The 21104-nt window shown below is 72.1% G+C and carries 18 protein-coding genes; 10 read left to right on the forward strand and 8 right to left on the reverse strand.

The annotated features are described in order from the left end of the window. Nucleotides 1–161 precede the first annotated feature (161 nt). On the forward strand, nt 162–653 hold the full coding sequence (locus tag ABZX40_RS40630) for a nuclear transport factor 2 family protein (protein WP_355750822.1): 492 nt from the start codon (nt 162–164) through the stop codon (nt 651–653). 190 nt (nt 654–843) lie between these two features. Here ABZX40_RS40630 and ABZX40_RS40635 read toward each other — a convergent pair whose 3' ends face one another. Beyond that, nucleotides 844–2544, reverse strand: a complete 1701-nt coding sequence (locus ABZX40_RS40635; protein ID WP_355750825.1) for a xylosidase — start codon at nt 2542–2544, stop codon at nt 844–846. A gap of 325 nt (nt 2545–2869) precedes the next feature. On the opposite strand from ABZX40_RS40635, the gene ABZX40_RS40640 reads away from it, so the two are divergent. Then, the gene (locus tag ABZX40_RS40640; protein WP_355750828.1) at nt 2870–3805 is read left to right on the forward strand and encodes a bifunctional helix-turn-helix transcriptional regulator/GNAT family N-acetyltransferase; all 936 of its coding nucleotides are present in this window, start codon (nt 2870–2872) and stop codon (nt 3803–3805) included. A gap of 28 nt (nt 3806–3833) precedes the next feature. After that, complete coding sequence (locus tag ABZX40_RS40645) at nt 3834–4634, forward strand: sugar phosphate isomerase/epimerase family protein (RefSeq protein ID WP_355750830.1); 801 nt, start codon at nt 3834–3836, stop codon at nt 4632–4634. A 193-nt stretch (nt 4635–4827) separates the two neighbouring features. Here ABZX40_RS40645 and ABZX40_RS40650 read toward each other — a convergent pair whose 3' ends face one another. Then, nucleotides 4828–5436: an alpha/beta hydrolase gene (locus ABZX40_RS40650; RefSeq protein WP_355750833.1), complete on the reverse strand. Its 609-nt coding sequence runs from the start codon at nt 5434–5436 to the stop codon at nt 4828–4830. Next, nucleotides 5433–6413, reverse strand: a complete 981-nt coding sequence (locus ABZX40_RS40655; RefSeq protein ID WP_355750835.1) for an EamA family transporter — start codon at nt 6411–6413, stop codon at nt 5433–5435. Before ABZX40_RS40655 ends, ABZX40_RS40650 begins: the two co-directional genes overlap by 4 nt. A 142-nt stretch (nt 6414–6555) precedes the next feature. Between ABZX40_RS40655 and ABZX40_RS40660 the strand changes: the two genes are divergently transcribed. The 3 genes from ABZX40_RS40660 (at nt 6556) to ABZX40_RS40670 (ending at nt 10498) form a co-directional block, all read left to right on the forward strand. Next, nucleotides 6556–7479 (forward strand): LysR substrate-binding domain-containing protein, encoded by a 924-nt coding sequence (locus tag ABZX40_RS40660; protein ID WP_355750838.1) that lies wholly within the window; start codon nt 6556–6558, stop codon nt 7477–7479. 328 nt (nt 7480–7807) lie between these two features. Continuing rightward, on the forward strand, nt 7808–9739 hold the full coding sequence (locus tag ABZX40_RS40665; RefSeq protein ID WP_355750841.1) for a glycoside hydrolase family 3 protein: 1932 nt from the start codon (nt 7808–7810) through the stop codon (nt 9737–9739). 132 nt (nt 9740–9871) lie between these two features. Next, a complete protein-coding gene (locus ABZX40_RS40670; protein WP_355750844.1) occupies nt 9872–10498 on the forward strand; it encodes a hypothetical protein in 627 nt (208 codons plus the stop codon). An 84-nt stretch (nt 10499–10582) separates the two neighbouring features. On the opposite strand, the gene ABZX40_RS40675 is transcribed toward ABZX40_RS40670, so the two are convergent. From ABZX40_RS40675 to ABZX40_RS40685, 3 genes are all read right to left on the reverse strand, one after another. Beyond that, complete coding sequence (locus ABZX40_RS40675) at nt 10583–12010, reverse strand: S28 family serine protease (RefSeq protein ID WP_355750847.1); 1428 nt, start codon at nt 12008–12010, stop codon at nt 10583–10585. Nucleotides 12011–12204: 194 nt separating this feature from the next. Beyond that, nucleotides 12205–12603: a hypothetical protein gene (locus ABZX40_RS40680; protein ID WP_355750850.1), complete on the reverse strand. Its 399-nt coding sequence runs from the start codon at nt 12601–12603 to the stop codon at nt 12205–12207. Nucleotides 12604–12691: 88 nt separating this feature from the next. Then, nucleotides 12692–16420, reverse strand: coding sequence for an ABC transporter ATP-binding protein (locus ABZX40_RS40685; protein ID WP_355750853.1), 3729 nt, complete (start codon nt 16418–16420; stop codon nt 12692–12694). A 268-nt stretch (nt 16421–16688) separates the two neighbouring features. Between ABZX40_RS40685 and ABZX40_RS40690 the strand changes: the two genes are divergently transcribed. Beyond that, nucleotides 16689–17525 carry an undecaprenyl-diphosphate phosphatase gene (locus ABZX40_RS40690; protein ID WP_355750856.1) on the forward strand — a complete coding sequence of 279 codons (837 nt, stop codon included), beginning with the start codon at nt 16689–16691 and terminating at the stop codon, nt 17523–17525. 144 nt (nt 17526–17669) lie between these two features. After that, nucleotides 17670–19190, forward strand: a complete 1521-nt coding sequence (locus tag ABZX40_RS40695) for an alpha/beta fold hydrolase (RefSeq protein WP_355750859.1) — start codon at nt 17670–17672, stop codon at nt 19188–19190. 14 nt (nt 19191–19204) lie between these two features. Here ABZX40_RS40695 and ABZX40_RS40700 read toward each other — a convergent pair whose 3' ends face one another. After that, the gene (locus ABZX40_RS40700) at nt 19205–19420 is read right to left on the reverse strand and encodes a DUF397 domain-containing protein (RefSeq protein WP_355750862.1); all 216 of its coding nucleotides are present in this window, start codon (nt 19418–19420) and stop codon (nt 19205–19207) included. Next, nucleotides 19410–20240, reverse strand: a complete 831-nt coding sequence (locus tag ABZX40_RS40705) for a helix-turn-helix transcriptional regulator (RefSeq protein ID WP_355750865.1) — start codon at nt 20238–20240, stop codon at nt 19410–19412. The genes ABZX40_RS40700 and ABZX40_RS40705 overlap by 11 nt, the downstream gene beginning before the upstream one ends. Before the next feature lie 115 nt (nt 20241–20355). Between ABZX40_RS40705 and ABZX40_RS40710 the strand changes: the two genes are divergently transcribed. Both ABZX40_RS40710 and ABZX40_RS40715 read left to right on the forward strand, forming a co-directional pair. Then, complete coding sequence (locus tag ABZX40_RS40710; protein WP_355750868.1) at nt 20356–20820, forward strand: hypothetical protein; 465 nt, start codon at nt 20356–20358, stop codon at nt 20818–20820. Continuing rightward, entirely contained in the window at nt 20813–20959 is a 147-nt protein-coding gene (locus ABZX40_RS40715; protein WP_355750871.1) for a hypothetical protein, read from the forward strand. The genes ABZX40_RS40710 and ABZX40_RS40715 overlap by 8 nt, the downstream gene beginning before the upstream one ends. The last annotated feature ends 145 nt before the right edge of the window (nt 20960–21104 follow it).

Consider the following 21104-nt stretch of genomic DNA (forward strand, 5'->3'; position numbering starts at 1 on the left):
TGGGCCCTGGGGTTCGGGGCTTTGGGGCCCTTTTCCCTGCCGACGGATGTAAGTAGAGCACACGATTGAGTTGTGCACAACTGAATGGCTCGCGACTTGCCCTTGGCTGACCCGCGGCTTGCCCTTGACCTCAACCCCGCTTGACGTACGACCGTCGCCCCATGACCGACACCGAGCACGCCGCCCCCGCCCCCACGCCCACCTCAGCCCCTGTACCCACCCTGGCCCCCGACCTCGTCCCCACCCTCGTCCACCGCCTCTTCCGGGCCCTGGACGCACGGGACTTCGGCGCCGGAGGCACGATGGCGGGGCTCGTCACCCCGGACGTACGGATGGAGACGCCGGTCGGGGCGGGCGAGGGGGCCGAGGAGGCGACGCGCGGGGCCGTGGCGGCGCTCGCGCCCTTCGCCGCCACGCAGCACATCGCGTCCGGGATCCTCGTGGACGGGCACGACCCCGGCGCCGGGTCCGCCCGCGCCTCCTGGAACGCCCTCATGACGCACATCTACGCGGACGGAACCCTCTTCACGGTCGGCGGTCTCTTCGACGCCGATCTGCGGTGGACGCCGGACGACGGCTGGCGCTTCAGCCGGGTCGCCGTCCGGCCTCTGTGGACGCAGGGGACGCCACCGCAGACGAAGGAGCGGAACTGACTCCGCCGCAGACGAAGGAGCAGAGCTAACCCCGCCGCAGACGAAGGAGCAGAGCTAACTCCACCGCAGACGAAGGAGCAGAGCTAACCCCACCCCAGACGAAGGAGCAGAGCTAACTCCGCCGCAGACGAAGGAGCAGAGCTGACCCCACCCCATACGGCGGCGCGGAACTGGCCCAGGACCGACCGGCTCAGACGGTCGCCAGGTCGAACTTCTCCCACACCCCCGCCGCCGCCCGGTTCGCGATCAGCGGGGACGCCCCCGCGTCGTCCGCCGTCACATAGCGGCCGTTGACCTCGGCGAGCAGGCTGACCGTGCCGTCGGCATGGGTGATCAGCCGGAAGGTCTCCCAGGGGCCGATGGCGAGGCGGCTGGAACCGAGCGCGGCGGCGCCCGCCGAGTCGGCGCAGACGATCTGGCCGTTGGCCTGCGCGCGGAGGGCGATCCTGCCGTCGCCGAGGTCGAGCCGGTCGAAGCGCTCCCAGGGGCCGGCCGCGTCACGGTTGGCGACGAGCGAGGAGGTGCCCGCGTTCTCCGCCGTCACGAACTTGTTGTTGGCGCGGGAGCGCAGGGTGATCGTGGAGACCGCCGGGAGCCCCGCCGACGTGCCCGCCACATAGGGCGTGGTCGGCCGGGTCGCCGTCACCGCGAGCAGGCCCTTGAGCATCCGGCCGCCGTCGCCGGTGAGCCGCAGATAGTAGTCCGCGGAGCACGCCGTGCCGTCCTCGTCCAGGCCCAGCAGACCCGAGCCCTTCGGGATCCAGTCCTGCGATTCGGCGGTCTTGGCGATCTGGTTGCCCTCGTTGTACTCGTCGTACATGGAGATGTAGATGCCCTGGGAACCGGCCCGGACCACGTTGTAGAACTGGCGCCACATGAAGTCGCCGTGGGCGCGCTGCCGTTCGGCCACGTCGCCGGGGAGGACGCAGGGCTGGTAGTCGATGCCGGAGGCGGCGCACTCGGCGAGGTCGGGGACGGTGGCGTTGTCGTGGAACCAGTCGGAGTCGGCGGCCTTGCCGATCCGGCCGACCATCCACGGGGAGATCATGTGGAAGGCGTGGTAGACCTCGCCGAAGCCGGGGCGTGAGTCACTGACGCCGGTACGCCACCAGGTGGGGACGCCGCCGATGACGTAACAGCCCTGGTCCTTGAACCAGTTGACGACATCCAGGCAGGCGGCGGGGGTGAAGTCGCGCTTGTCGTCGCTGAAACCGAAGCCCCAGACGCAGACGACCGGCTTGCCGTTCTGCCGGGCGTAGGCGGGGCTCGCGGTGTGGGCCTTCATCCGGTCGGTCCAGTCGGTCTTGATCTCCGACTGGAAGGCCGTCCAGTCCGTGACGTCGTACATGATGTAGTACTTGCGGTCGTACTTCTCCGCCGCGGAGCGGACCTTGTCCGCCATGTCGTTGCGGGTGGGGCCCTCGCCGCCCATCGGGTTGAAGCGCTGGAGGGCGGCGGTGTCGATGCCGTACTGCTGCATCCACAGGAAGTGGGTGTCGACGGTCTGCTGGTCGTAGGAGGAGAAGAGGGTGGGCACGCCGCCGTTGCCGAGGTTGCCGTACGCCGTCGGGTAGGTCTTGGTGTAGTCGCGCAGATCGGGCCAGGACGTGATCCCGTGGTTGGACGGGGAGGGCGGCTGGGCGCTGTTGGGGCTCCAGTGCCACCACGCGTTGATGGGGGCGCCGTCGCCCTTGCAGGCGAACCAGCCCTGGTAACCGACGGTCACCTTGCCGACGACATCACCGGTCGGGCTCGCGGTGGCGCTCGGGTCCGAGGTGGTGGCCGCGCGGGCGGCGAAGGCGCCGAGGGCGGCTGCCGCGGTGCCGCCGGCGGAGGCGCCGAGCACCTTGCGGCGGGTCCAGAAACGCTTGCGGTGCTGAGAATCCGGCATGTGGGTGCATTCCTGCCTGGAGGGGGGAGTCAGGGGGGAGTCACGAGGAGCGGCGCACGGTGGGGGAGTCCGCTCACAAAACTCAGGGTGTGAGTTAAGTGGGCATGGTGACGTTGGGTCAAGCTCAGGGGTGTGGTTACTCGAAGTTACGCCCAAAGGTATGCACAGGCTGTGAGGGGGGTGTGGACGAGCCGACCGGCCCGGGATTAGGATTTCTCTGACTCAGTCAGAGAAATTTCCGGCGCGCAGATACCGGGTACCGGCGACCGGCGACCGGCGACCGGCGACCGGCGACCGAGAATCGGGAACCCAGGCGAGGGCCACCATGACCGTCCAGGACATCCGCTCCTTCAACCGCTTCTACACCCACCTCATCGGCGCCCTCGACTACGGCCGCCACACCTACGCCCCCTACACCCTCACCGAGTCCCGCGTCCTGTACGAACTGGCGCACGCGCCACACGTGGACGCCGCCGATCTGCGCGTCCAGCTCCATCTGGACGCGGGCTATCTCAGCCGGATCCTCAACAAGTTCGAGGACGACGGACTGATCGAGCGCGCCCGCTCCGAGCAGGACACCCGGCGCCGCCGGATCGGGCTGACCGAGCGCGGCCGGTCCGCCGCCGGGCTGCTGGAGGAGCGGTCCCGGGCGAGCGTCGGCGCCCTGCTGGCGACCGTCCCCCCGGCCGACCGCCCCCGCCTCGCCGACGCCCTGCGCACGGTCCGCACGCTCCTCGGCGACGGCCGCGCCCCCGGCCCCGAGGATGTGCGGCTGCGCCCGCCCGCCCCCGGCGACCTGGGCTGGATCGTGCAGCGCAACGCCGCGCTCTACACCGCCGAGTACGACTGGGACGACACCTACGAGGCCCTCGTCGCCCGGATCGTCGCCGACTTCGCCGCGGACCACGACCCGCGGCGGGAGCGGGTGTGGATCGCCGAGCTGGACGGGCGTCCGGTGGGGTGCGTGATGTGCGTACGGGACGCGGCGCCCGCGACCGCGCGGCTGCGGCTGCTACTGGTCGAGCCGGACGCGCGCGGGCTCGGCATCGGGGACAGACTGGTCGGCGCCGTCATCGCCCACGCCCGCGAGACCGGGTACGAGGACCTGGTGCTCTGGACCAACGACATCCTCGCGGGCGCCCGCCGCATCTATCAGCGGCATGGGTTCGAACTCGTCGCCGAGCAGCCCCACCACTCCTTCGGCCACGATCTGATCGGCCAGGACTGGCGGCTCGGCCTGAGCGCGGACGCCGCCGGGTGAGAGACGGGGTCGAGTAGGGTCCGGCGGTATGAAGCTGGCCTTCTCCACGCTGGGAGTCCCCGGCCTCCCCCTCTCCGACGTACTGACCCTCGCGACCCGGCACGGCTACCACGGCGTCGAACTGCGCGCCCACCCCGAGGAGCCGGTGCACCCCGGCATCGGCCCGGCCGAACGGACGGCGGCGCGGGCCGCGTTCGAGGACTCCGGGATCGAGGTGCTGGGCCTCGCCGGATACGTCCGCGTCGCCGCGCCCGGCGACGACGCCCCCGTCCTCGACGACCTGCGCGCCCTCCTCGACCTCGCCCGCGACATGGGCGCCCCCTATGTCCGGGTCTTCCCCGGCGGCGACCCCGATGGGGACCCGGCCGAGGCGGACGCGACGGCGGCCCGGCGGCTGACCGAGGGCGCGGCCCACGCCGCCGACGCCGGGGTGCGCATCCTGCTGGAGACCCATGACTCGCACCGCACGGGCGCGCGGGCGGCCCGTGTACTGGGCCCGGTCCGGCACCGGAGCGTGGGCGCGCTGTGGGACGTGATGCACACCTGGCTCGGCGGTGAGCAGCCCGCCCAGACCTTCGCCGCGCTCGCCCCGCATCTGGGCTATGTCCAGGTCAAGGACATCGCGTCCGCCGACGACACGACGCCGCTGCCGCTCGGCGCCGGCATCCTGCCGCTCGGCGAGTGCGTCGAGGTGCTCACCCGCGGCGGCTGGGACGGCTGGCTGTGCTGGGAGTACGAGAAGCGCTGGTACGAGGCGGCGGCCCCGCTCCCGGACCTGCTCTCGGCCGGACGCGACCACCTGGGACGGCTGCTGAACGACGCGGCGTAGCCCTCCGGGCGGGGGCCGTGTTCTCCGGGGCGGGGCCGGGTTCTCCGGGGCGGGAGCCATGCTCTCCCGGGAGCCATGCTCTCCGGGGCGGGCCCGTGTTCTCCGGGGCGGGAGCCATGCTCTCCGGGGCGGGAGCCATGCTCTCCGAACGGCGGCCCCCTACTCCCGCCCCCTCACTCCCGCCCCCGCCCCTTCACTCCCGCCCCACCACCCCCACCGCCCCGCCCGCGCACCACTCCAGCACCCCCGGCCAGTCCCCGTACCCCGCCGCCAGATCCAGGTGCCCGGCGCCGGGGAGGACATCGGCCGGGAGGCCGAGCGGCTCGGCGTAGAGGTGGTCGGCGCCCTCGGGGCAGTACGGGTCGCTGTCCGTGGCGACCAGCCGGGTGCGGGCCGCGGTGACCTCCAGCGGCGGCGGGGCGAACGCCGCGATCTGCGGCACCCGCGCCACCACCTCGTACGACGGCGGAGCCACCAGCAGCACCCGGTCGACGTCCCGCGCGCCGGGTATGTCCCGGTCGAGCGCGTGCAGCCAGCCCAGTACGGACAGACTGTGGGCGACGACCACCCGCTCGGGCCCCTCCAGCGCGGCGAGCCCACGGCCGTACTCGGCCAGCCAGGTGTCCAGTTCGGGGGCGTCGGGGTCGGGGAGCTGCGGGTAGACGACCTGGTGACCGAGGGCGCGGAGCCGGTCGGCCAGCCAGTGCTGCCAGTGCCGGACGGGACGGCGGTTCTGCCAGCCGTGCAGGATGAGGTACGAGGCCGGGGGCGTGGGTGCGGGTGTAGGTGAGTGCACGGTCATGCCGTGATCGTCGTAGAGGGGCGCGAGTCCCGTCCACTCTCGCCCTCACCGCCGCCAGCGTCCCCGCTGCCGCCCCCTCCCCCGCCTTCGGCGACCGGCGCCCCCGGCTTCCGCCCCCTCGGAGCCCTCGGCGCCAGGGACGTCAACCCCACCCCCACCACCAGCAGCACCGCCGCGCACCACCGCAGCGGCGTCACCGACTCGCCCAGGAACAGCGCCGCCCCCGACATCCCGAACACCGGGACGAGCAGGGAGAAGGGCGCGACCGTGGACGCCGGGTGGCGGCGCAGCAGCCAGCCCCAGGCGCCGAACCCGAACACCGTGCTGACCCAGGCGACGAACAGGACCGTGCCCGCGCCCTGCCAGTCCAGCACGCGCAGCGCGTCCAGGTCCCGGTCCACGCCCTCGGTCAGCAGGGACAGCGCGAGCAGCGGCAGCACCGGGACCGTGCACACCCACACCATGAAGTTGAACGCGTCCGGCGGCGCCGCCTTCCGGGTCACCACGTTGGACACGCCCCACCCGGCCGCCGCCAGCACCACCAGCGCGAACCCGGTCAGCGGTCCCGACGCGCCCTCGTCCACGGCCGCCACCGCGATCCCGCCGAGCGCCACCGCCATCCCGATCACCCCGAACCGGGTCGGACGCTCCCCCAGTACGGCGAACGCGATCAGCGCGGTGAACACCGCCTGGATCTGGAGGACCAGGGAGGACAGCCCGGCCGGCATCCCGGCGTCCATCCCGATGAACAGCAGGCCGAACTTGGCCACGCCGAGCGCCAGCCCGACCCCCACGATCCATTTCCAGGGCGCCTTGGGGCGGCCGACCAGGAAGACGGCCGGGACCGCCGCGACCAGGAAGCGCAGGGCGGAGAAGAGCAGCGGCGGGAAGTGGTCGAGGCCGATCTCGATGACGGTGAAGTTCACGCCCCAGATGGCGGCGACGAGGACGGCGAGCAGCAGATGGGAGGGGCGCATGGCATCGAGCATGTCCCGGGCCGGGTGTGAAGCACCAGCGATGATTGATGCATGCTTGGATTCAGCAACGCTGAAGAATGACAGCCCAGGAATGACGGCCCACGAATGACAGCCCCTTGCGACCGCGACCCGGAGGCTCACCGTGCTCGATCTCCCACGCCTGCGCGCCCTGCACGCCGTCGCCGTGCACGGCACGGTCGGGGCTGCCGCCGCCGCCCTCGGCTACACCCCCTCGGCCGTCTCGCAGCAGATCACCAAGCTGGAGAAGGAGACTCGTACGGTCCTGCTGGAGCGGGCGGGCCGGGGGGTGCGGCTCACCGACGAGGCGCAGCAACTGGTGTCCGCCGCCCAGGAGTTGCTGGCGATCGTGGAGCGTACGGAGACCGATCTGGAGCGGCGGCGCGGACAGCCGGCCGGGCGGCTGACCGTGGCGGCGTTCCCGTCGGCGGCGCGCGGGCTGATGCCGTTCGTCCTGGCCGATCTCGCCGCGCGGCACCCCGCGCTGGACACCCGGCTCAGTGAGGTCGATCCGCATCTGTCGGTCGGGATGGTCGCCAGGGGCGCGGTCGACATGGCGGTGGCGCACGACTGGGACATCGCCCCGCTGCGGGTCCCTCCGGGGGTGGAACGGGTGAAGATCGGGGAGGACGTGTGCACGCTGCTGGTCCCGCCGGGCCATCCCTTCGTGGGGCGTACGGGGGTGCGGCGGGAGGAGTTGGGCGGGCAGCGGTGGGTGTGCCAGCCGCCCGGCCGGGTCTGCCACGACTGGCTGCTGCGGACCCTGCGCGGGGCCGGGCACGAGCCGGAGATCGCCCATCAGGCGGATGAGAACCCGACGCTGGTGGCGCTGGTCGCGGCCGGGCTCGGGATCGCGCTGATCCCCCGGCTGGGGCGGGGACCGCTGCCGCCGGAGGTGGTGGAGGTGCCGCTGGATCCGGTGCCGGTACGCCGGCTGTACGCACTGTGGCGCGAGGGCGCGGCGCGCCGTCCGGCGATAGCGGAGACGGTACGGACCCTGCGGGAGCAGTGGCCGGGGGCGGCGGCCCGCTCGACGCCGTCGCCGTGAACGCCGCTGCGGGCCCGCCTCGCCTCACCCGGACCGCCCCTGCGGCACGCGCCGCCTCACCCCGACCGCCCCTGCGGCACACCCCGCCCGGCCTCGCCGCGTCCCTGCGGCCCGCCTCTCCTCCCCTCGCCGCCCCCCTGCCGCACACCTCCCCTCCCCCCGCCGCCCCCCTGCGCCACACCCCGCCTCACCCCGACCGCCCCCTACGCCTCCCCTCCCCCCGCCGCGCCCGCACCTCCCCCTCCCTCTCCCCCACCCCCTCACCGGTTACCGTGCACGCACTTCCTTCAATGGGCCTTCGATGGATCACTCCGGAAGGAGCGCACCCATGCCCTCCAGGCGTACCGTTCTCGCCGCCACGGCCGGAGTCACCGCCGGCCTGGCGATCGGCGCGGAGACCCGGACCGTCCCCACGACCCCCACCGCCCCCACCGCCCCCACCGCCCCCACCGCCCCCACCGCCCCGGCAGCCCCCACCACCCCCACCGCCCCCACACAGCTCACCGACGATCGCCCCCGCAGCCCCGATCACGCCCTGCGCGCCCTGATCTCCCGGATGACCCTGGAGGAGAAGGTCGGCCAGCTCTTCGTCTCCCGGGCCTTCGGCCACTCCGCGACCGCGCCCGACCAGGTGGACATCGACACCAATGTGCGGGAGCTGGGCGTGCGGACCCCCGCCGAACTCGTCGCCAAATACCACCTCGGCGGGATCATCTACTTCGGCTGGGCGCACAACACCCGCGACCCGCACCAGATCGCCGCGCTCTCCAACGGCCTCCAGAGCGCCGCCCTGAGCCGCCCCCGGGGCCTCCCGCTGCTCATCTCCACCGACCAGGAGCACGGCATCGTGGCCCGGATCGGGCGGCCCGCGACGCTCCTGCCGGGTGCCATGGCGATCGGCGCGGGCGCCTCGCGCGGCGACGCTCGCGAGGTCGGCCGGATCGCGGGCGCGGAGCTGCGCGCGATGGGCATCCGGCAGAACTGCTCCCCCGTCGCCGATGTGAACGTCAACCCCGCGAACCCGGTGATCGGCGTGCGTTCCTTCGGCTCGGACCCCGAGGCGGTCGCCGAGCTGGTCGCGGCGGAGACCGACGGCCACCGCGCCGGTGGCGTGGCGGCGACGGCCAAGCACTTCCCCGGCCATGGCGACACCACCGTGGACAGCCACTACGGCTTCCCGGTGATCACCCACACCCGGGAGCAGTGGGAAGCCCTGGACGCCGGGCCGTTCCGCGCGGCGATCGAGGCCGGGGTCGACTCGATCATGACCGCCCACATCCTGGTCCCCGCGCTGGACGACTCCGGCGACCCCGCCACCCTCTCCCGGCCGATCCTCACCGGGATCCTGCGCGAGGAACTGGGCTACGACGGCCTGGTGGTCACCGACGCCCTCGACATGGCCGGGGTGCGGCAGAAGTACGGCGACGACCGGGTGCCGGTGCTGGCGCTGCGCGCCGGGGTGGACGTCCTGCTGAACGCGCCGAAGCTGGACCTCGCCTGGAACGCCGTGCTGAAAGCCGTCCAGGACGGGGAACTCACCGAGTCCCGGCTGGACGAATCGATCCTGCGGGTACTGCGGCTGAAGGCGCGGCTGGACCTGTTCGACGCCCCGTACGTCACCCGGTCCGGGGTGGACCGGGTGGTCGGGATCCCGGCGCATCGGGCGGCGGCCGACCGGATCGCCGAGCGCACCACCACCCTCCTGGTCAACGAGGACCGGCTGCTGCCCCTGGACCGGACGGCCCACCCCGCGCTCCTGGTCGTGGGCGCCGACCCCGCCTCCCCGTCCGGCACCACCGGCCCGCCCACCACCGTGCTGGCCGACGCCCTGAGCGCCGAGGGCTTCCGGGCGACGGCCCTGTCCACCGGCCTCTCCCCCACGGCGGCGGCGATCGAGCGCGCGGTCACGGCGGCGGCCGGGGTGGACGCGGTGATCGTCGCCACCTACAACCTCGGAGCGAGCGGTACGGACGGCACGGGCGGCGACGCGAGCACCGCCCAGCGGACCCTGGTGGAGCGGCTCCTCGCCACCGGGAAGCCCGTGGTCGCCGTCGCGATCCGCAACCCCTACGACGTGGCCCGGCTGCCCGGCGTCCGGGCCGCCCTCGCCACCTACTCCTGGACGGACGTGGAACTGCGCGCCGCCGCGCGGGTGATCGCCGGACGGGTCCGCCCCCGGGGCCGCCTCCCGGTACCGGTCCCCCGCGCCGACGCGCCGGGCGAGATCCTGTATCCACGGGGCCACGGACTGACCTACTGAGCCAATGCCGGAACGTACCCCGCGTACGCAGTTCAGCCGCCGTACCGGCCCCCACCCCGGCCCGAACCGGCCGGTGTCCCTGGCGCGCACGGTCGGCGCGGGCGACGCTGGTGCGGAGCGGGAGGTGGGGGGATGCGGGGACGGGGACGGGGACGGGTCGGCGTGGGGTTCCTGGTGGCGCTGCTGGTCACGGTCGGCTGCACGGGCTGCACGGGCGTCGGCAGCGGTGGACCGGCGAGCACGGCACCGTCACCCCCGCCGGCCCCCGCGTTCGGGGAGGTGTTCCTCGGCGACGGCGAGTGCAGTTCGTTCGGGACGACCGCCGTCACCGAGGTGCCCTGCGCCGGTGAGCGGGCCGCCGCGCGGGTGGTCGCCCGGCGCGAGGGGAAGGCCGGGGAGGGCGGACTGTGCCCCGGCACCACCGACTTCGTCCTGCACATCAGCGCCCAGCGGCCCACCCACGACGAGGACGGCGACGGCAGCGTGGCCCAGGGCTATGCCTGTATGCGCCACCTCCAGCCGCCGCATCCGGGTGACCCGGGCGGCGGGGGCGGCCCGCGCACCATCGTCGGGGACTGTGTGTACGGGGCGGGCGGCGGCCAGGTGCGGGAGACGCCCTGCGACGGCGGCGGACGGCACCGGCCCGAGTACCGGGTGACGGAGGCGGTGGCGGACCGGGACCGGTGTCCCCCCGCGACCGTCCTCTACGTCCAACTCGGCGGAACCGCCCGCCCGGTGGGCTGCGCCGAACGGACATGAGACAGGAGACATGGGACATGGGACATGGGACATGGGAAGGGACCGGCCCCCGGAACGGAGACCGGCCCCTCACCCAGCCAGCGGTCACGGCCGCAGCGTCGGCTCCCGCTCCACGTCCCGGACGTCGAGCCCGGCGTCGTAGCGGGCCAGCGGCTTCGCCAGGTCGGCGTCCTGCTGGACGGCGGCCGGGGCGACGCCCGCCCATTCCAGGATCCTCGCCGTGGCGAGGGCCTTCTCGTCGGCGACCAGACCGGCCACGTTCGCCCCGTGGTTGGCACCGGGCGCGGTGAGGACGTACGAGTCGCGGGCGCTCTTGCCCAGCCGGAACGGCTCGGCGCCCCACGGGTCGTTCTCGCCGTAGACGAACAGCATCTGCCGGGCGTTGTTGCGGACCCAGGAGTCGACGTCCCGCATGGCGTGCGGCTGGAACCTCATGTCGATGTCGCGCGGCACGAACTCGCGCGGCGGGAGGTAGCCGTAGCGGATGTACTTCTTCTCGATGTGCGGGAAGTGGATGGTGGGGGCGCCCAGCTGGGTGCCCGCCTGGTAGTAGTACGGGGTGTACGGGGACAGGCCCTGGTCCGTGTAGAACGAGAAACCGGCGATGGTGTCGATGGAGTTCCAGATGTCGTCGTCGGTGGCGTTCTCCGCGTCGGCCGGGATGGTGTCGCAGTCGGCGAGGACGCTGTACTGCCAGAAGCCCCAGACGTAGTCGAGGACGGTGGCCTCGTACGCCTTGTCCAGGCTGCCGACGGTGGTGAAGGTGTACTCGTTCTCGGCGGCGTAGGCCGCGTAACGCTCCTTCAGCGCCTCGCGGCGCACCAGCGCCTCGCGCTGGACGCCGTTCAGCCGGTCGCGGCACTCCTCGGTGCCGACCTCGGCGAAGAAGCGGTCGTACGCCTTGTCCTGGTTGTTGACCACGTCGTTGGGGGCGACGTAGGCGACGACGCCGTCCATGTCACGCGGGTAGAAGCGCTCGTAGTAGGTGGCGGTCATGCCGCCCTTGGAGCCGCCGGTGGAGATCCAGTTCTCCTGGTAGATCGGCTTCAGGGCCTGGAAGATGCGGTGCTGGTCGCTGGCGGCCTGCCAGATGTCCAGCTTGGTCCAGTCGGCCGGGCTGGGGCGGGACGGGGTGAAGAAGCGGTACTCCATGGAGACCTGGTTGCCGTCCACGATCTGGGTGGGCTCGCGGCGACTGGCGGTCGTGGAGACGTTGTAGCCACCGGTGTGGAAGACGGTGGGGCGCGAGACGTCCTTGTGCAGCACGGTGATCCGCTGCTGGAAGGTGCCCTTGGAGGGTTTGCGGTGGTCGACCGGCTGGGTGTAGGTGAAGACGAAGAAGCGGTAGCCGGGATACGGCTTCTCCTGGACCAGGCTCATTCCGGGTACGGCGAGCAGCCGGTCCTTGATGTCCGTGGCCTCCGGCTGCTGAGCGGCGGTGGCCGCCCCTGCCGTGCTCAGTGTGCCGATGAGCACGGTGAGCGCGAGCAGCCATCTGAGCGCCTTGCGCATGACCCTCCCCTGTGGACCCCATGGACCCTGTGGACCTGTGGACCCTGTGACTCGGTGACTCTGTGCGGCGGATGTGCAGCAGATGTGCGCGGAAGCTATCGGAGCGATCGGGCCCGCACCAGGGGGTACTGACGAACCGTAGGGGATTTCGTAGGGGATTCCCTAGAGGGTTCCCCGGGCCGCGCGGGGACCGCTCAGCACAGGATCCAGCCGCTGCTCACCGACCCGGAGCCCACCGCGCCCTTCACCCGCACACAGCGCTGGCCCGCGTGCACGGTGACCGGGCCGGCCCGGCGGACGAAGCGGCCCTGGTCGACGACCGGCCGGTTGCCGCGCGCCTGGAGCGAGACGGACATCGCCTTCCGTCCCCCGACCGTCTTCGGCAGGGTCACCGCGCAGACATAGCCGCCGCTTCGGAAGACCTGGACGGACCCGGTGGTGAACGGCAGTGTCCGCACCTTGCGGCCGGCGCACCCCGACCCCCCGGCGGCGGCGGCCGAGGCGTCGGCGGGGGCCAGCAGCGCGAGCAGCGCGGCGGCGGTGAACGAGGCCGTACCGAGCACGAACCACCGGTGCACCGCTCCCCAGACCACGACCGCCCCTTCCCGCCCGACGACACCGGCCGTACGGGTGTACGGACGCCGAAGCCCCGCCGGAAGGTTGCACCGGGGCGCCCTGCGATCAGCGGGACACGGCCACCGGCTCGCCCTCCTCCGGGGCCTCCGGGGCGCCGGTGAAGGTCCGCCACAGGCGGGCGTACCGGCCGTCCAGGGCGAGGAGTTGCTCATGGGTGCCGTCCTCGGCGACCCGGCCGTGGTCCATGACGACCACCCGGTCGGCGCGGGCGGCGGTGGTCAGCCGGTGGGCGACCACCAGGGTGGTGCGGCGGCCCGCGAGCCGGTCGGTGGCCTGGTTGACCTGGGCCTCGGTGGCGAGATCGAGGGCGGCGGTCGCCTCGTCCAGCAACAGCACATCGGGGTCGACGAGTTCGGCGCGGGCCAGCGCGATCAGCTGCCGCTGCCCGGCGGAGAGGTTCCGGCCGCGCTCGGCGACCTCGTGGAGGTAGCCGCCGTCGAGGGTGGCGATCATCTCGTGGGCGCCGACCGCGCGGGCGGCGGCCTCCACCTGGGCGTCGGTGGCGTCGGGCCGCCCGTAGGCGATGGCGTCCCGCACGGTCCCCTGGAAGAGGTACGCCTCCTGGGGGACCACCCCGAGCCGGTGGCGGTACGAGGTGAGGTCGAGGTCGCGCAGATCGGCGCCGTCGACGGTGACCCGGCCGCCGGTCGGGTCGTAGAACCGGGCGACCAGCTTGACCAGGGTGGACTTCCCGGCGCCGGTCTCGCCGACGAAGGCGACGGTCTGCCCGGCGGGGATGCGCAGGTCTATGCCGCTGAGGGCCTCCTCCTCCGTCCCGTAGGCGAAGTCGACGTCCTCGAAGGCGATCTCGCCGCGCAGGGAGAGCACTTCGCGCGGTTCGTGGGCGGACCGGGTGGAGGTCGGCTCGCGCAGCAGTTCCTGGATCCGGCCGAGGGAGACGGACGCCTGCTGGTAGCCGTCGAAGACCTGGGAGAGCTGCTGGACGGGCGCGAAGAACAGATCGATGTAGAGCAGATAGGCGACCAGCGCGCCGGTGGTCAGGGTCGCGGCCTCGATCCGCCCGGCGCCGACGATGAGCACGGCGGCGGCGGCGCCCGACGACAGGAACTGGACGAAGGGGAAGTAGATGGATATCAGCCACTGCCCCCGGATCCGCGCCTCCCGGTAACTGGCGCTCCGCGCGGCGAACCGCCGCCCGCCGTCCGTCTCCCGCCCGAACGCCTGGACGATCCGCAGCCCGGACACCGACTCCTGGAGATCGGCGTTGACCGCCGAGACCCGCTCCCGGGCCAGCTCGTACGCCTTGACGCTGGCCCTGCGGAAGAAGTAGGTGGCGACGATCAGCGGCGGCAGGGTGAGGAACACGACCAGGGCGAGCTGGAGATCGATGACGAGGAGGACGCCCATGATCCCGAAGAAGGTGACCAGCGAGACGAAGGCCGTGACCAGCCCGGTCTGGAGGAACGTCGACAGGGCGTCCACATCGGTCGTCATCCGGGTCATGATCCGCCCGGTCAGCTCGCGCTCGTAGTAGTCGAGGCCGAGCCGCTGGAGCTGGGCGAAGATCTTCAGCCGCAGTGCGTACAGCACGCGTTCGCCCGTGCGCCCGGTCATCCGGATCTCGCCGGTCTGCGCGGCCCACTGGGCGAGGACGGCGATCACCCCGAGCAGGGCGGCGGCCCAGACCGCGCCGAGGGCGGCCTCGGTGACACCGCTGTCGATGCCGTGCCGGATCAGCACCGGCAGCAGCAGCGCCATCCCGGCGTCGACGGCGACCAGGCCGAGGCTGATCAGCAGGGGCCGCCCGAAGCCGCGCAGCAGCCGCTTCAGCCCGTAGTGGGCCTCGGGCCGCACCGCGCGGGCCTCGTCGATGTCCGGGACCTCGGTGGCCGGGGGCAGGGCGTCGACCTGGGCGAGGAGTTCGGGGGTGGCCGGGGTACCGGCCAGGGCGAGATCCTTGGGCTCGCGGTCGCCGGTCCACAGGGCGGGGGTGATGCCCCGCTCGGCGTCGAACTCGGCGTCGAGTTCCTCGCGGACGGAGGTGTCCTCGCGGGGCGCGGCGGGCGGGGCGTGCCCCGGGGAGACCCCGCCCAGCTCGTCGGGATCGGTGAGGAGCCGCCGGTAGAGCGCGGACCGCTCCTGCAACTCCTCATGGGTGCCGAGGTCGGCGAGCCGTCCGCCGTCCAGGACGGCGATCCGGTCGGCGAGGTTGAGCGTGGACCGCCGATGGGCGATGAGCAGGGTGGTCCGCCCCCGCATGACCTCCCTCAGCGCCTCGTGGATCTCGTGCTCGACGCGGGCGTCGACGGCGGAGGTGGCGTCGTCCAGGACGAGGAGGCGGGGGTCGGTGAGCAGGGCGCGGGCGAGGGCGACGCGCTGACGCTGGCCGCCGGAGAGGGTGAGGCCGTGCTCGCCGACCTTGGTGTCGTACCCGTCCGGAAGCTCGCTGATGAACCCGTGGGCCTGCGCGGCCCGCGCGGCGGCGAGGATCTCCTCGTCAGTGGCACCGGGACGCCCGTAGGCGATGTTGTCGCGCACGCTCTCGGAGAACAGAAACGAGTCCTCGGGAACGAGCCCGATGGCGGAGCGCAGCGAGGACAGGGTCAGCTCGCGCACATCGTGCCCGCCGATGAGCACGGCCCCGCGGCTGACGTCGTAGAAGCGGGGCAGCAGCAGTGAGACGGTGGACTTGCCGGATCCGGAGGACCCGACGACGGCGAGGGTCTCCCCGGCCCGGATCTCGAAGCTGAGCCCGCGCAGCACGGGCGTGGCGGGGTCGTAGGCGAACGACACATCGTCGAACTCGACGGTGGCGGGCGCGTCGGCGGGCAGTTCCTTGCCGCCGTCCGCCATCGACGGCTCGGTGTCGATCAGCTCCAGCACCCGCTCGGTACCGGCGCGGGCCTGCTGTCCGACGGTGAGGACCATGGCGAGCATCCGGACGGGTCCGACGAGCTGGGCGAGATAGGTGGAGAAGGCGACGAACGTACCGAGGGTGATGCTGCCGCGCACGGCGAGCCAGCCGCCCAGCGCCAGCATGGCGACCTGCCCGAGCGCGGGCACGGCCTGGAGCGCCGGGGTGTACCGGGAATTCAGCTTGACGGTCCGCAGCCGCCCCGCGAAGAGTCTGCGCCCGATCTCGCGCAGCTTGCCGGTCTCCTGCTCCTCCTGCCCGAACCCCTTGACCACCCGGACCCCGCTGACCGCCCCGTCGACCACTCCGGCGACGGCGGCGGCCTGGGCCTGCGCGTACCAGGTGGCGGGGTGCAGCCGGGAGCGGGACCGCTTCGCGATCCACCAGATGGCGGGGGCGACGGCGAGGGCGACCAGGGTCAGCGGCGGCGACAGCCACGCCATGATCGCCAGCGAGATCACGAACAGCAGGACGTTCCCGATGGTCATCGGGAGCATGAAGAGCAGGCCCTGGATCAGCTGGAGGTCGCTGGTGGCCCGGCCGACGACCTGCCCGGTGGACAGCTCGTCCTGACGGCGCCCGTCGAGCCGGGTGATCGTGTCGTACATCTCGGTCCGCAGATCGTGCTGGACATCGAGCGCGAGCCGCCCCCCGTAGTACCGCCGGATGTAGGTCAGCACATACACCACGAAAGCGGCGGCTATCAGCAGCCCGGCCCAGGTCCCCATCCCCCGGGACTTGTCCCCGATGACGTCATCGATGATCACCTTGGTGATCAGCGGGACGACGGCCATGACGGCCATGCCCGCCAGGGAGGAGCCGAGGGCGAGCACGACGTCCGTCCGGTGCCGCCAGGCATAGGCGGCGAGCCGCCCGATCCATCCCCGTTGCGCTGCCACGCCGCCGCCTTTCACTTGTCCCGCGTTCATGTCTCCCGCCGGCGCCCGGTGTCTCCACCAGGTGCCGTGTGCCTCCGCAAGTGACCAACACGGGGCGAAGCGGATTTCATCCCCCCGCAACAATCCGCCGCGCCCGGCACCGCCCGGCACCCCTGGCGATCGTCGGGGTGCGCTCCTGACGGGGGTCGGGTCGGGGCCGGCTGATCGACTCCCTAGGCTCCTGGTGTTCCAGGTACGTGCGGGGAAAGAAGCAGAGGACTAGAACTGCGTGAACATACTTGAGGCGGCATTTCTGGGGGCGGTCGAGGGACTCACCGAGTTCCTCCCCGTCTCCAGTACCGGGCATCTGACGATTCTGGAGCGGCTGCTCGGCCACTCCCCCGACGATCCCGACATCACGGCCTTCACGGCGATCATCCAGGTGGGCGCGGTCCTGGCGACCGTCATCTATCTCCGTAAGGACATCGCACGACTGATCACGGCGTGGTTCCGGGGCCTCACCAAGCGTGAGGCGCGGCGGGAGGCGGACTACAAGTTCGCCTGGGCGGTGATCATCGGCTCGATCCCGATCGGGATCGTCGGCCTGGTCTTCAAGGACCACATCGAGACGACCCTGCGCAGTCTCTACGTCGTCTCCATCGCGCTGATCCTGTGGAGCGGGGTGATGTGGTTCGCGGACCGCCGGGCCACGCAGACGCGCGGCGAGGGTGATGTCACCTGGAAGGACACCCTCATCATCGGCCTGGTGCAGTGCATGGCCCTGATCCCCGGCGTCTCGCGCTCCGGCGCCACGACCTCGACGGGTCTGCTGCGGGGCCTGGACCGGGTGACGGTGACCCGGCTGTCCTTCATGCTGTCGATCCCGGCACTGGCCGGAGCGGCGGTCCTCCAGACGGTGACGGAGTTCGACGCGATCTCCAACGGGGTGGGCTGGCCGGCGACGATCACGGCGACGGTGGTCAGCTTCGTGGTCGGGTACGCGGCGGTGGCCTGGCTCCTGCGCTTCATCGCGCACCACAGCTACAGCGTGTTCATCTGGTACCGGGTGGGGTTGGGGCTGGTGACGTTGGTGTTGCTGGGGACGGGAGTTGTGCCGGCGACGTGAGGCCGTGGCACACGGCCGGGGCGGGCACAGCAACCGGTGGAATCCTCGCTGCCGAGGCGCGGCCGACCCCTCGGCCGCGCCCTGGAGCAGCGAGGAGACCCTCCGGTGACACACCCTCAGGCGAGGCGCCCTCAGGTGAGGCGCATGGTGGCGGGGGCCGTCGCGGCAGCGTTACTGCTGCTGACCGCCCCGGCGGCGCCCTCCGTGGCGGCGGCCGGTGCCTCCGGCGCGGGGGGACCGATCGTGTGGGGCGGTTGCGACGATCCGGCCCTGGCGGCGGCCGGGGCGCGGTGCGGGACGCTGCGGGTGCCGCTGGACCACGCCGACCCGGACGGCCCGAAGATCACCCTGGCGCTGTCCCGGATACGGCACACCGCACCCGAGAGCGACTACCAGGGCGTGATGCTGGCCGTGCCCAACCCGCTGGGCGGCTCCGGGTACACCGACCCGCTCCAGGGCGCCCGGCTGCCGGACGGGGCGGGCGCGGCCTACGACTGGGTCGGCTTCGCCCGGCGCGGCCTGGCCCCCAGCTCACCCGCGCTGACCTGCGTACCCGACGTCTTCGGCTACGACCGTCCGCCCTACGAACCGGCCTCGCGCGCCGAGGAGGCCGCCTGGGTGGCACGGACCGAGGCATACGCGGCGGCCTGTGACACCGGCGCCCGGTCGGCCCTGCTCGACCATATGAAGGCCACCGACACCGCCGCCGACATGGAGCGCATTCGCGTCGCCCTGGGCGCCGAGCGGCTCAGCCTCTACGCCCGCTCCTACGGCACGTACACCGCGCAGGTCTACGCCACACTCCATCCGCGGCGCGTCCACCGCGCGGTGCTGGACAGCAACGTCGATCCCCGGCGGCCCTGGTACCAGGCGGCCAACTTCGACCAGAACGTACGGCTGGAGGAGAATCTGCGGCTCTGGTTCGACTGGCTGGCCACGCACGACGGCGTCTACGGCCTCGGCGCCACCCGGGCGGAGGTGACCGAGGAGTGGGACCGGCAGCTCGCCGCGGTCACCGCCGTACCGGCGGGCGGGGTGATCGGCCCCGACGAATGGGCCGACCTCTTCCTCGTGGCCCCCTACTTCGAGTCCAGCTGGCCGCTGCTGGGCGCCGCGTTCGCGGGCTGGGTGCACGACGGCGACGCGGTGACCCTGAAGGCGCTCTACGACCAGCTCATGCAGGTGGGGAACGACAACACATACGCGGCGATGCTCGCCCAGATCTGTACCGACACACCCTGGCCGGCCGCCTGGCCGACCTGGCGGGCGGACACCCTGGCCTCCGCGCGCCGGGCGCCGGGCACCACGTGGGGCAACACCTGGTTCAACGCGCCGTGCCGCACGTGGGGCGCTCCGGCCGGGCCGCCGCTACGGGTGAACGGCTCCGCCGTCCCGCCGATCCTGCTGGTCCACGAGACCCTGGACGCCGCGACCCCGTACGCGGGCAGCCTCGAAGTACGGTCCCGTTTCCCCCGGGCGTCCCTGGTCTCCGTCCCCGACGGCATCAACAACGGCCCGACACCGGGCTCCAACACCTGCGTGGACACCCATATCGCGGCCTACCTGACAACGGGGGCGCTGCCCGCGCGGGTACCGGGGCGGGGGGCGGACGCGGAGTGCGCGAGGGGGGCGGCGCCTTTGCCTTTCGTGGCGGTTGTCGGCTGAGTTCGTGGGGCGGGTCAGGCGGGCCGGTCCTTCAGGTGACTCACGAACGCGGACCAGGCGGTCCCCGCGATCAGGAGGGCGGGGCCGGTGGGCGTTTTGCTGTCGCGGACGGGGACGCCGTCGTCGTGGGTGTGGATGACCTCCAGGCAACTGCCGTTGTCAGGGCCGCTGTAGCTGGACTTGCGCCAGCCGACGAGCGCCGATGCGTTGGGTATGTGCTTAGAGTTCATGGTCGTATTCCTCCGCCACCTCTTCGAGCAGATCCAGCGATGCGTCTGGTGGCATAGCCGCAGCCCGAGCCAGGTCGTAAGCGTCCTTGCAATTCTGCACCATCAGTGGATCATCGATGAGGTTGCCCGTGTATAGAGCTTCGACGTACGCAAGGTCCGGCGCGTCTGTAAACCGCATCAGACTGAGCATCGATCCCATCGTTGCATGGGCTCCGACCGCGTGAGGAACGACCTGCACTCCGATGCGCCCGGACCGCCCGAGTCCGGCAATGTGCCGTAACTGCTGAGCCATCACCTCGCGGCCCCCCACCTGGGCCTTTATGACGTTCTCGTTGAGGATGAACCACAGGGTCGGGGTGGCCGGGTCGACCAGGATCTCGGCTCGCCTGAGCCTGTTGACAGCGTTCCCGTCAACCTCGGACGGGGTGTAGTTGGGCCGCAGAACGCGCAGAACCGCATAGGCGTAGTCCTTGGTCTGAAGCAGCCCAGGCACTAGGGATACGGCGTACTCGCTGATGGACGTGGCCAGTTGCTCCCATTCGAGAGCTTCGGCGAAGTGGTCGGCAGCGGGAATCACGCCGAGCGTGGGCAGGAATTCGGTGAAGAAGCCCCTGCCGTCCAGTACCTCGTCCAACCGGATGGCATCCGCCCGCTGCGGGATCCGACGGCCCGCCTCTATGTGGGCGATCATCGACGGCGACATGGCGAGGAGCTGGCCCAGCTCCACCTGTGTCAGTCCCTTCGCCTCCCGCAGGCGCTTCAGATGCTGCCCATAGCGATGGCGGTTGCTCTGCTGCCGATTCTCCGCCGAACTGGCCATGCATCGGCTCCTCTTGACAAATGCACTGGAGAGCTGAGGGTCCTTCACATGCTAGCCGCGCACAGCGACGCTTCACCTACAGAAAGTGACGTACGGCTGAAAACAGGAGCCCCCCATGCCCCACCCCCACAACCGCGCTCAGGACACCTACGAAACCCTCCGCCAACTGCTCGCGCAGATCGACGTGGCACCGGCCCACTTGAAGGTCGACTGGTGCACCGAGGCCGCCGAACCCACCATCCTCATCGGCGCCCTGAACGTCGTGGACGCCCTGCGGCTGATCCGCGCGGTCCGGGTCGCCGTGGAGCACCGGCAGCGCGGAGCCGGCCTGCTGGCCGACCGCCCGCACCGCCCGCTGGTCGGGGAGACCGTGCTCGACACCGCCACGGACGAGATGGGCGAGGTCGCCGGTTATGTGCTGCGTCCGCTGGAGCCGGGCGAGCCCTGGACCGCCGACCCGGATCACATCCGTCCCCCGGACCGGGACCGGCTGATCCGCGCCCGGCTCGCCCGCCTCGACCGGGACCAGCGCTCCAACCCGCTCGTGCTCGTACCGTCACCGCTGGCCCCACGTGACTGAGACTCCACCCCCGGACCGGAGGAACGAGTCCCGGGCCGTTCTGTGGGGCGGGCTCCTCATGTTCCTCATCTGGGTGGCCGTGATGGCCTATGTCATGGCGGTCGTGCTGGCCGACGAACCGGCCACCCCCCACGGGTGAGGGGCCGCCCCTCCGGACGGGAGGGACGGCCCCTGGGACCTGTGACGCCGCCGCTAGGAGTTGTCTTCAATTGTCACGCCCACATCAGGAGCGATGCGAGGGTGACGGCTGCCTGGTAGGACTCGGCGGTCTTGTCGTAGCGGGT

Source organism: Streptomyces sp. NPDC004610 (assembly GCF_040609715.1).
Lineage (GTDB): Bacteria > Actinomycetota > Actinomycetes > Streptomycetales > Streptomycetaceae > Streptomyces.